Below are 12045 nucleotides of genomic sequence, written 5' to 3'. Positions count from 1 at the left end.
GAAAAGTTAGTTGCATACTAATTTTTCGAGCCGCCCTTTATTATGATTTCTTCATTTTTATTACGAGATCTTCATTAGGTGTGACATACACCGTTTGCTGATTGTCATAAATGACGAACCCTGGCTTGGCTCCACTCGGTTTTTTTACATGCCGCACTTTCGTGAAATCGACTGGGACCGAACTGGATGATTTTGCTTTGCTGAAATAGGCTGCAAGGTTGGCAGCTTCTAAGATCGTACTTTCTGGCGGATCTTCGCTGCGAATGACCACATGAGATCCTGGAATATCTTTCGTATGAAGCCAAATTTCATCCCGTCGAGCAAATTTATTCGTTAAATAATCATTTTGCTTATTGTTTTTACCAACAAAAATAAGAGTGCCGTCACTTGCTTCATAGGTTTCCAGTTCAGGCTTGCTAGTTACAGGTTTCTTTTTCTTAGATGATTTTGCTTTCATATAGCCTTCATCTATTAATTCTTCACGAATTTCCTCAATGTCTTTCGGTGAAGCAGATTCAATCTGTTGCAGGAGGTGATCAATATAAGTAATTTCTTCTTTCGTGCTCTCAATCTGATCAGTTACAGCTAAGATGGCGTTTTTGGCTTTTTGGTATTTTGAAAATAACTTTTGCGCATTTTCTGATGGTGTTTTCTGTGGATCCAAAGGAATGGTAATTTTGCCGCCGCTTTCATCATAGTAGTTTACGACTTCTATTTCCTTCATTCCTTTTTCAACTGCATATAAATGAGCGGTTAACAATTCCCCGTATAACTGAAAGCGATCAGCATGTTCAGCTTCTTCTAACGTGTGTGCGAGTTTGAGCAGCTTGGTTTCATTTTTTTCTTTTTCATTTTTTAACAAGCGTTCAATATCATTCGCCTGCTGTTTTACCCGATCGCGGTCTGCTTTCCCAACGTAGAAGCGATCCAGCAATTCGCTTAATGATTGAAACACTTTTCGCTCGCCTGGCAAATGCTGCAGATCTTTAAAATAAAAAGCAGATTTTTGGTCATGTTCAATAAGCGTCGGGGTATAGTGATGTTCCCTTATCGGCCTCATTTCTTCCATGAACGTATGAGGCAGTGTTTCTCGGTTTGCCAGGCCGCTTTGGTAGACAATTTCCTTAGCGATTAGCGGAGAAAGCCCGGAAAATGCGGAAACGAGCTGGCGGTCGAGACGGCCGCTATTAAAATCCAGCTGTCGAAGAATATCTTCTCTGTCACAAGTAAGGGGATTCATCTTATTTTGTGCAGGAGGATAAACGTAATCATAGCCTGGCAGCACGGTCCGATAGCTGTTCACTGCCGCTGATATGTGCTTGATGCTGTCTATGATTGTTCCTTTTTGCTGATCAACGAGAACAATATTGCTGTGGCGTCCCATAATCTCAACAAACAGCTGTTTATAGGCAATATCGCCGATTTCGTTTTTTCCTCTGAAGTGAAAAATAACGAGCCGGTCGAGCTCCACCTGTTCAATAGCTTCTAACACAGCCCCTTCTAAATGCTTGCGCATCATCATACAAAAAAGAGGAGGCTCTTTTGGGTTCTCATAACTTTCTACGGTTAGCTGTACCCTTGCATAGGAGGGATGGGCGGAAAGTAAAAGTTTATGATTTTTACCTTTTGCCCGGATGATTAAAATAATTTCATTTTTATAGGGCTGGTGAATTTTGTTCACTCGTCCCCCCTGAAGACTCTCAGATAATTCTTTTGTAATCGCTCTTGTAAATAAACCGTCAAATGACATAGGCTGTCTTCCTTTTCCTTAACTTTAGTTAAAACTTAACTAAATGATAACATGTTTTGACCTGCGACTGAATAATCATGCTATGAGAAGGACAAGTTTGTCCATTAAAGGAGTGAGGAGATGAATTTTCACGAGCTGAGACAAGAGGAAGTAGAGACGAAGCTTCAGACAAGCATTCAGCGCGGGTTAACAACAGAAGAAGCCGAAAGGCGAAAAAACCAATATGGCAGCAATGAGCTGACTGAGGGAAAGCTACCTTCAGCCTGGCTGGTTTTTATTCGTCAGTTTAAGGATTTTATGGTTCTTGTGCTCATTGCAGCGACTGTCATCTCCGCTTTAATGGGAGAGTATATTGACTCCGCTGCAATCTTTGCCATTATTATTATTAATGGTGTACTTGGATTCCTGCAAGAAAGAAGAGCAGAGAAGTCCTTGCAGGCATTAAAAGAATTGTCCGCTCCGCAGTCGCTCTCTTTGCGTGATGGAGAATGGAAAAAAATACAGTCTGCCGATATTGTTGTGGGGGATGTATTGAAATTTTCCGCTGGAGATCGGATTGGGGCAGATATCAGGCTGCTTGAAGCGACTAATCTGGAAATTGAAGAATCTGCTATGACCGGAGAATCTGTTCCTGTTGAAAAGCATGCCTCTCCGCTGAAAGGAGAAAATCCGGCTCTTGCTGATATGAAAAATATGGCATTCATGGGTACGCTCGTTACACGTGGAAGCGGGATTGGTATAGTGACAGCGACGGGCATGAAAACAGCGATGGGAAATATCGCGTCTATGCTACAATCAGCCGAACGATCAGAAACACCATTGCAACGCCGATTGGAGCAGCTTGGAAAAATACTAATCGCTGCTGCCTTGTTTTTAACTGTTCTTGTGGTGGGGATTGGTATTGTTCAAGGGCATGAACTCTATACGATGCTATTGACAGGTGTGTCCCTTGCTGTTGCCGCTATACCGGAAGGGCTGCCGGCTATCGTTACCGTTGCATTGTCACTTGGTGTTCAGCGCATGATTAGGCAAAAAGCGATTGTCCGACAGCTAGCTGCTGTAGAAACACTTGGATGTACAACTGTCATTTGTTCAGATAAAACCGGTACCATGACTCAAAATCAAATGACGGTTACTGACGCATGGGGTGGCGGAAAACATTGGATGATTAGCGGGAAAGGCTATGAACCAAAGGGGAAATTTTTTGAAGAAACGACAGAAATCACTCCCTCAGCAGAGAAGAGTCTGTATCAGCTGCTCACATTTGGACTGTTATGCAACCACGCGGAATTAAAAAAGAAAGAGAAAGAATATGTGGTTCAGGGAGATCCGACAGAAGGAGCGCTTCTAACAGCAGCATTCAAAGCTGGATTGAGTCGCGAACAGCTTGCAAAGACTTTTACAGTGGAGCAGGAGTTTCCCTTTGATTCGAAAAGAAAAATGATGACCGTAATAATTAAGGATGCACAGGGCCAGCGTTTTACGGTTACAAAGGGAGCGCCGGACGTTCTAATGGGAAAGAGTGATTATATCTTATGGGAAGAAAAGAGACAGGTCTTCTCCAAATTATATAGAAAGAAAACGGAAGAAATGTTGCAAACCCTTGCAGGCAGAGCTCTGCGGGTTATCGCTGTTGCTTATAAGCCGCTGCGTGCGACAGACACAATTAATGATGCCGCACAAGCTGAGTCCGGCATGACATTTATCGGAATGCAGGGGATGATTGATCCACCGCGACCAGAGGTTAAGCAGGCAATCACAGAATGTAGACAGGCCGGCATCCGGACTATTATGATTACCGGGGATCATAAAGAAACGGCAGCAGCCATTGCCGGCGACTTAGGGCTTGCTGATCGTCAATCAGATATTCTAGACGGACAGGCGCTCAGTGAGATGACGGAGGAAGAAATGGAAAAAGCAGCGGAACATACAGCTGTGTATGCACGAGTTTCTCCGGAGGATAAGCTAAAAATTGTTAAAGCTTTGCAAAAGAAAGGGCACATTGTAGCCATGACTGGAGATGGGGTGAACGATGCTCCGGCGATTAAGGCGGCTGACATCGGGATAGCCATGGGGATAACGGGCACTGATGTCGCCAAAGAAGCTTCCTCATTAGTTTTAGCAAATGATCATTTTGCCACTATTAAAGCCGCTGTAGAAGAAGGCCGAAACATCTATGAAAATATCCGCAAGTTTATCCGGTACTTGCTGGCATCTAATGTCGGTGAAATTTTAGTGATGCTATTTGCGATGATTTTAGGTATGCCTCTGCCGCTCGTTCCGATTCAAATTTTATGGGTAAACTTAGTAACAGACGGCCTGCCAGCACTGGCTCTTGGCCTTGATAAGGCAGAGGAAGATGTGATGAAAAGACCGCCTAGGCACCCGAAAGAAGGTGTGTTTGCGAGAGGGCTTGCATGGAAAATTGTTTCCCGTGGATTTTTAATCGGTGCAGCGACACTTGTTGCTTTTATTATTGCCTATCAGCAGCACTCTCACAATTTGGTTTATGCTCAGACGGTGGCGTTTGCTACACTCGTAACGGCTCAATTGATCCACGTATTTGATTGCCGAAGTGAAAAATCGGTACTAGCGCGCAATCCATTTGGCAATATGTATTTGATCGCAGCGGTTATCTCTTCCTTCTTGCTGATGGTTGCCGTTATTTATATACCTCAGCTTCAGACAATTTTCCATACAGTTGCTCTCGCACCAAGAGAATGGCTGCTCGTCTTTGGAATTGGAGCTATCCCGACATTTTTACTTGCAGGATCATTTTTTGCAAGAAAAAGAAAATAGAATATGGTACAATATGAAAGGTAGTAGAGTAAACTCTATTGCCTTTTTATTATGTCGACAGGATGTGAGTGGCTGATGGTAACGAGCATGACAGGATTTGGCAGAAGCAAAATAAAATCAGCCGATTGTGCGGTGATTGTAGAGATGAAGTCGGTCAATCATCGGTTTAGCGAGTTTCAAATAAGAATGCCGAGACAATTAATAAAAATTGAAGATAAAATAAAGAAAGAGCTATCAAAATACATACAAAGAGGCCGGGTTGAGCTATTTGTTACCATTGAAGGAGGAGGTCTCGTTCATCGAACACTGCAGGTCGATTGGCAGCTGATGGGGGAGTTTGTCAGCTTGATGGAACAAATAACCGAAAAGCATGGGTTATCAGGAAAGCCAGATTTGAAAGATTTGCTGCAGCGCTCGGATTTTATTACAATCGAGGAAAGCGAAGAAGAAAACTCAGCATTGGAAAGTCTTGTTTTAGAAACGGTTGCTTCTGCAGCAGCACGGCTGTATGAAATGCGCCGTGTGGAGGGAGAGGAATTAAAGAAGGATCTTCTTCTTTTGTTAGCGGATTTGGAACAAAGACTGTTTCAGATCAAAAAGAGAGCGCCGATAGTCATTGAAGCATACAGTCAGCGGCTTGAGCGCCGAATGAAGGAAATAGTATCGGGTGCATTCGATCCGGACCGGCTGGCAACAGAGGTGGCGGTATTTGCCGATAAATCGGATATACATGAGGAATGCATCCGTCTTGAAAGTCATATCCAGCAATTTCGTCAGGCCCTTGAACAGGAAGGATCTGTTGGCCGCAAATTGGATTTTATGATTCAGGAAATGAACCGCGAAGTGAATACGATTGGTTCGAAAGCGAATGATTCTATGATTAGTTCAGGTGTTGTTGAGTTAAAGACAAGTCTTGAAAAAATGAGAGAACAAGTGCAAAATATCGAATAAAACAAAGCTTGCTTTATTAAAGGCTGTTATATTGGAGGAACTTTATGTCCATTCGATTAATTAATATCGGATTTGGCAATATTGTATCTGCGAATCGGATCATCTCTATTGTCAGTCCGGAGTCGGCACCGATCAAGCGCTTTGTGCAGGAGGCAAGAGAAGCAGGCACGCTGATTGACGCTACTTATGGAAGAAGAACAAGAGCGGTGCTCGTGATGGACAGCGACCATGTCATTTTATCTGCTGTCCAGCCGGAAACAGTTGCCCAGCGAATTCTCTCCAAAGAAGAAGTAACTGAAGAAGGGCAGGGAAAGGCATGAAAGAAAAAGGTTTACTGATTGTTTTATCAGGACCTTCCGGAGTGGGAAAAGGAACGGTAAGAAAAGAAATTTTCTCGCAGCCGGATGTGAAGTTTGAATATTCTATTTCAATGACCACGCGTGCTCCGCGTAAAGGAGAAGTGGACGGCGTCGATTATTTTTTCAAGTCCAGGGAAGAGTTTGAACAGTTAATTGCTGAAGGCAAGCTGCTCGAATATGCAGAATTCGTCGGCAATTATTATGGCACTCCTGTTGATTATGTACGGGAAACGCTTGATGATGGCCGTGATATTTTTCTGGAGATTGAAGTGCAGGGGGCTCGCCAAGTACGGGAAAAATTCCCGGAAGGACTATTTATTTTTCTGGCACCGCCGAGCTTGTCAGAACTTCATAGCCGAATCCTGACACGTGGAACGGAAAGCGATGAAGTAATTAAAGGCCGAATGGAAAAAGCCCGAAAAGAAATTGAAATGATGAATCTATATGATTACGTCGTGGAAAATGATGAAGTTGAAAAAGCGTGCAGCCGTATACAGGCTATTATCGTGGCTGAGCATTGCCGTCGGGAACGTGTGCAGCATCGCTATAAAAAAATGTTGGAGAGTGATTGAGATGTTATATCCGTCTATTGATAATCTGTTAACAAAAATTGATTCTAAATATTCTTTAGTCAGCATTGCGGCGAAACGTGCCCGCAGCCTTCAGGAAAATGATTCTACGCAAATGCTCGATTCTTACGTTTCTCACAAATATGTCGGTCGCGCGCTTGAAGAGATCTATGCCGATAAACTAAAAATGAAAGAAAAAGATCAAGATCAAATTTACGATGATGAAGTGTAAAACGGCTTCAGGAATAACAACCTTTGGAAGGTTGTTATTTTTTTACATGAAAAGAGATGTAAGTGAAGAAAGTCAATACTCATATAACTGAAATAGCCGTATATGCGCTTATAAAGTAGACAAAAGCTGTTTTAAACAATGTTGGCCTAAATGAAAAGCCCTTGTCTTTTAAAGAACGGAACCTGATGAGAAACAGAGTAGGCTGAGGGGATCATCACGGAGGACAAGAGTCTGTCAATCAGCTTGCAGTAGCTGGCCGCTTTGTTTGAACAAAGAATTGGAGGGTTCATTGTGTTAAGTGAAAAGAAGATTCTGCTGTGTGTAACTGGAGGAATTGCTGTTTATAAGGCAGCCGCATTAACGAGTAAAATGGTACAGGCCGGTGCAGAGGTAAAAATAATTATGACTGCCTCTGCCTGTGAATTTGTCACCCCGCTCACTTTTCAGGCACTGTCGCGCAATGAGGTATATACAAATACATTTGATGAAAAACATCCAGAAGTCATTGCGCATATCGATTTGGCGGACTGGGCGGATTTAATTCTTGTAGCCCCTGCTACGGCCAATATGATAGGGAAGCTTGCCAATGGAATTGCTGATGATATGATTTCCACTACTTTACTTGCTTCAACAGCCCCTGTTTGGGTGGCTCCAGCTATGAATGTTCATATGTATGAGCATCCAGCGGTGAAGAAAAACCTTGCAACGCTAGCTGATTTCGGCTGGCAGTTTGTTGAGCCGGGGGAAGGTTTTCTTGCCTGTGGCTACGTTGGTAAGGGACGTTTAGAAGAACCTGAAAAAATCGTCGATCTCATGGAGAAATTTTTTCGCCAGAAAGAAGAGCAGCCTTTAAAAAATAAAAAAGTGATGATCACTGCTGGCCCAACGCGGGAAATCATTGATCCAGTCCGTTTTTTGACGAATCGCTCGACTGGAAAAATGGGATATGCCTTGGCGGAAGCGGCACGTGATATGGGGGCGGATGTATATTTAATATCGGGACCCGTTTTAATCACTCCGCCGGTGGGAGTGGAAATAAAATATGTCCAAAGTGCCGAAGAGATGTATGAAGCCGTTATGGAAAGATTTGCTAATAGTGATATTGTCATTAAAGCGGCAGCCGTGGCAGATTACCGGCCAAAGCTAGTTCATAGAGAAAAATTGAAAAAGCAAGAAGGCGATTTAACCATTGAAATGGAACGCACAAGAGATATTTTAAAAACACTGGGACAAGAAAAAACACATCAAATGCTTATTGGCTTTGCTGCTGAAACAACTAATATTGAAGAATACGCGCGTAAGAAGCTGAAAACGAAGCAAGCAGACATGATTGTGGCTAACAATGTTAAACTTGATGGAGCAGGATTTGGTGCTGAAACAAATATCATTTCAATTTTTAAAAAAGACGGCACTCAAAAAGATTTTGACTTAATGACGAAGAAAGCAGCAGCGCGAGAAATCTTGTTAGAAGCAGCAGTCGATTTAAAAAAGGGTGAACATGCATGCAAGTAGCTAGCGTCATCGTAGATGTAGCGGCGATGCAGACAGATAAAGAGTTCGATTATACAATTCCAGAAAAATGGGAAGGGTTAATCCAGCCGGGAATGAGAGTCATCGTTCCATTTGGTCCACGAAAAATTCAAGGGTTTGTCACCGCACTCAAGAGCAAATCCAATGTCAAAAAAATGAAGGCTATTATTGAGCCGATGGATTTACTGCCGGTATTAAATGAAGAACTTCTCCAGCTTGCCGATTGGCTTACAGAAACAACGCTCTGCTTTAAGATATCTGCTTATCAGGCGATGCTTCCAGCTGCGATGAAAGCAAAGTATGAAAAAGTTTTTCACATAAGAGAAGTAGAGCAGCCGATGAATGAGGAGCTTGCGCGCTTATTTAACCAGCACGGTGAAATGACTTGGGAAGCAGCAGCAAAAGCAGGACTGCTCAATTCCTTGCGTCAGGAAGTAAAAGCGAACCGGGCAGAACTGGTTTATAAAGTGAAAAGCAGAGAAAAGAAAAAGAGTATTCGGATGATCAGGCTTGCTCTAGAGGAGAAGGAGCTAGCTGACCGTTTAGAGGCTCTTCCAGTCAATGCCCGCAAACAAAAGGATGTTTTACATTACTTATCAGCAGCTGAACAGTCTTTGCTTACAGCAAAAGAAGTGATGGAACAAACAGATACCTCGAATAGCACCTTGAAAAGCTTAATTGAAAAAGGTTTGATCATTGAACACTATCAGGAAGTTTACCGTGACCCTTACGAAAATAGACAATTTGAGCAAACAGAGCCGCTTCCACTTACTCATCAACAGCAAAAAGCTATCGCTCCTATTCTTGACTCGATAGAGGATATTCGTCATGAAACTTTTCTTCTTTATGGGGTAACCGGCAGTGGAAAGACGGAAATTTACCTTCAATCGATTCAGCGTGTGTTGGAGAAAGGAAAAGAGGCGATTGTGCTTGTTCCAGAAATCTCGCTAACCCCACAGATGGTTCACCGTTTTAAAGGTCGTTTTGGGGATGATGTTGCCGTTTTGCACAGCGGTTTATCGACCGGTGAGAAATATGATGAGTGGCGGAAAATTCAGCGTAAAGAAGTAAAGGTAGTCGTTGGTGCTCGTTCTGCTGTCTTCGCTCCCTTTGAAAACCTTGGTATTATTATCATTGATGAAGAGCATGAAACAAGCTATAAACAAGAAGAAAATCCTCGTTATCATGCAAGGGAAACAGCGATAAAAAGAGCGGAGTTTTATCAGTGCCCTGTTATCTTGGGCAGTGCGACGCCTTCTTTAGAAAGCTTTGCTAGAGCGCAAAAAGGTGTATACCACCTCTTAACCCTTCCAAAGAGGATGAATAATCAACAGCTTCCAGATGTAGAAATTGTTGATATGCGCGAAGAGTTACGCGGTGGCAATCGATCGATGTTTTCACGTACGCTATTCGACAAGCTGACAGACAGGCTTGAAAAGGGAGAACAAACGGTTCTTTTCCTAAATCGGCGGGGGCATTCTTCCTTTATTATGTGCCGAGACTGCGGTTATGTGGCAGGCTGTCCGCATTGTGATATTTCCTTAACGTATCATCGGCATAGTCATCGAATGAAATGCCACTATTGCGGCTTTGAAGAGCCTGTTCCTTCTAGATGTCCAGAATGTGAAAGTGAACACATTCGTTATTTTGGCACTGGTACGCAAAAGGTAGAAGATGAACTTGGCAAGCTGCTGCCGCATGCAAGAGTGGTGCGTATGGATGTCGATACGACGAGCCGAAAAGGAGCGCATGAAAAACTGCTGCAACAATTTGCAGAAGGAAAAGCCGATATTTTGCTCGGTACACAAATGATTGCTAAAGGACTTGATTTTCCTAATATTACGTTGGTTGGAGTATTGAGCGCAGATACGATGCTTCATATTCCGGATTTTCGTTCTGCTGAGAAAACGTTTCAGCTGCTTACTCAGGTTAGCGGCCGGGCTGGAAGACACCAGCTTCAGGGCGAAGTGGTTATTCAGACGTATACGCCGGAACATTACAGTATTCAGCTCGCTGGAAAGCAAGACTATGACCAATTTTATAAAGAAGAAATGATCATGAGAAAGTTAGGGAACTATCCGCCATTTTATTACTTGGCGCTCGTCACCGTCAGCCACGAGGACATCATGACGGCGTCGGGTGTAACAGAGAAAATTACCCAATATATTCAAGCTCGATTATCAAATGAAGCGATCATTCTTGGCCCTGTTGCTTCACCAATCGCCCGGATCAATGATAGATATCGTTATCAATGTTTGATAAAATACAAACGGGAACCAAAGTTAAACGAAGTTTTAAAAACAGTGATGGAACATTATACAAAGCAACAAAAAGATAAGAACTTACAAGTTGCTGTAGATGTGAATCCATTTATTATGATGTAAAATAAAGAGTTGCTTGATTTATCGACAACTAGGGAGGATTATTTTGGCACAATTACCCATTGTATATTATCCGGATGCTATTCTCGAAAAAAAATGCGAGCCGGTTACACAATTTGATAAGAAGTTAAAAAAGCTTGTAAAAGACATGCACGAAACGATGATTAAAGCGGATGGAGTTGGACTTGCAGCTCCTCAAATTGGAAAGGACATGCAGCTTGCCATTGTTGATATTGAAGATGAGCATGGCCTGATTACGCTTGTAAATCCTGTAATTGAAGAAGTAAAGGGGAGTGACACCGACGTTGAAGGATGTTTGAGTTTCCCGGGGCTGTACGGACATGTCACACGCCCTTCTTCAGTGAAAGTAAAAGCCCAGGATGTAAAGGGACGTTTTTTTACACTGAAGGCAGAAGGATTTTTGGCGCGGGCTATTCAGCATGAAATTGATCATCTGCAGGGCGTCTTATTTACGTCAAAAGTAGAGCGGTATATATCAGAGGAAGAATTAGAAGTGGAGGAGATGTCATGACCAAGGTCGTTTTTATGGGGACACCCGACTTCTCTGTCCCGGTCTTAAGAACATTGATTGAAGAAGGTTACTCTATTCAGGCAGTGGTTACACAGCCGGATCGTCCGGTTGGAAGAAAGCGGACGCTAACGCCGCCCCCAGTAAAAGTAGAAGCGCTAAAACATGATCTTCTGGTTTTGCAGCCTGAAAAATTAAGAAATTCAGAGGAACTGCAGCAAATTATTGATTTGCAGCCAGATGTGATTGTCACAGCAGCTTATGGTCAGATTCTGCCGAATGAGTTGCTTGCAGCTCCTAAATTTGGCTGCATTAATGTCCATGCCTCTTTGCTGCCGGAATTGCGCGGCGGTGCTCCTATTCATTATGCCATTTTGCAAGGCAAAGACAAAACGGGCATTACAATTATGTATATGGCGGAAAGATTAGATGCAGGGGATATCATCAGTCAAGCGGAGGTTATAATAGAAGAGACAGATCATGTCGGCAGTCTCCATGATAAATTAAGTAAAGTTGGCTCCAAGTTGTTAGCAGAGACTTTGCCAAAGCTTATCGCAGATGAAGTCTCTCCGCGTCCACAGGATGAATCACAAGCTACCTTTGCTTCCAATATTAAAAGGGAGCAGGAACAGATTGATTGGTCCAAAACAGGAGAAGAGATTTATAACCATATACGTGGCTTGCATCCATGGCCTGTTGCCTATACGACCCTTGACGGCCAGGTGATGAAAGTTTGGTGGGGAGAAAAAGTGAGAACAACCGTAGAAGCGAAGCCTGGAACAATCATTGAATTAACAACAGATGGCTTTGTTGCAGCTACAGGAAACCATACAGCTATAAAGATTACAGATGTGCAGCCTTCTGGCAAAAAACGCATGTCTGCTGAACAATATTTAAGAGGAGCCGGCTCTGGCTTAGCCATCGGCAAAACGTTAGGGGAATAGT

General features: G+C 43.0%; 10 protein-coding genes. 9 read left to right on the top strand and 1 reads right to left on the bottom strand.

The annotated features are described in order from the left end of the window. Window positions 1-40: 40 nt before the first annotated feature. Entirely contained in the window at window positions 41-1750 is a 1710-nt protein-coding gene (locus tag MKZ02_RS17255; protein WP_340854750.1) for an Rqc2 family fibronectin-binding protein, read from the bottom strand. Between the two features lie 120 nt (window positions 1751-1870). Between MKZ02_RS17255 and MKZ02_RS17250 the strand changes: the two genes are divergently transcribed. The 9 genes from MKZ02_RS17250 to fmt all read left to right on the top strand — a co-directional run bounded on the left by MKZ02_RS17250 (window position 1871) and on the right by fmt (window position 12044). Further along, window positions 1871-4549, top strand: a complete 2679-nt coding sequence (locus MKZ02_RS17250; RefSeq protein WP_120037130.1) for a cation-translocating P-type ATPase — start codon at window positions 1871-1873, stop codon at window positions 4547-4549. 75 nt (window positions 4550-4624) lie between these two features. Beyond that, window positions 4625-5500 carry a YicC/YloC family endoribonuclease gene (locus tag MKZ02_RS17245; RefSeq protein WP_120037132.1) on the top strand — a complete coding sequence of 292 codons (876 nt, stop codon included), beginning with the start codon at window positions 4625-4627 and terminating at the stop codon, window positions 5498-5500. Window positions 5501-5544: 44 nt separating this feature from the next. Beyond that, the gene (gene remA, locus MKZ02_RS17240) at window positions 5545-5820 is read left to right on the top strand and encodes an extracellular matrix/biofilm regulator RemA (RefSeq protein ID WP_120037134.1); all 276 of its coding nucleotides are present in this window, start codon (window positions 5545-5547) and stop codon (window positions 5818-5820) included. After that, window positions 5817-6431: a guanylate kinase gene (gene gmk / locus MKZ02_RS17235; protein ID WP_120037136.1), complete on the top strand. Its 615-nt coding sequence runs from the start codon at window positions 5817-5819 to the stop codon at window positions 6429-6431. Before remA ends, gmk begins: the two co-directional genes overlap by 4 nt. A 1-nt stretch (window position 6432) precedes the next feature. After that, window positions 6433-6660, top strand: coding sequence for a DNA-directed RNA polymerase subunit omega (gene rpoZ, locus MKZ02_RS17230; RefSeq protein ID WP_120037138.1), 228 nt, complete (start codon window positions 6433-6435; stop codon window positions 6658-6660). 291 nt (window positions 6661-6951) lie between these two features. Next, window positions 6952-8172: a bifunctional phosphopantothenoylcysteine decarboxylase/phosphopantothenate--cysteine ligase CoaBC gene (coaBC, locus tag MKZ02_RS17225; protein WP_340854746.1), complete on the top strand. Its 1221-nt coding sequence runs from the start codon at window positions 6952-6954 to the stop codon at window positions 8170-8172. Continuing rightward, window positions 8163-10574 carry a primosomal protein N' gene (gene priA, locus MKZ02_RS17220; protein WP_340854745.1) on the top strand — a complete coding sequence of 804 codons (2412 nt, stop codon included), beginning with the start codon at window positions 8163-8165 and terminating at the stop codon, window positions 10572-10574. The genes coaBC and priA overlap by 10 nt, the downstream gene beginning before the upstream one ends. A 43-nt stretch (window positions 10575-10617) precedes the next feature. Beyond that, entirely contained in the window at window positions 10618-11103 is a 486-nt protein-coding gene (gene def, locus MKZ02_RS17215) for a peptide deformylase (RefSeq protein WP_340854743.1), read from the top strand. After that, window positions 11100-12044 carry a methionyl-tRNA formyltransferase gene (fmt, locus tag MKZ02_RS17210; protein WP_340854741.1) on the top strand — a complete coding sequence of 315 codons (945 nt, stop codon included), beginning with the start codon at window positions 11100-11102 and terminating at the stop codon, window positions 12042-12044. Before def ends, fmt begins: the two co-directional genes overlap by 4 nt. Window position 12045 lies beyond the last annotated feature (1 nt).

The organism is Pseudobacillus sp. FSL P4-0506 (assembly GCF_038003025.1).
Classification (GTDB): domain Bacteria; phylum Bacillota; class Bacilli; order Bacillales; family Domibacillaceae; genus Pseudobacillus.
The sequence above is the reverse complement of the archived record's forward strand: the minus strand, read 5'-3'. Positions and strand labels throughout refer to the sequence as shown.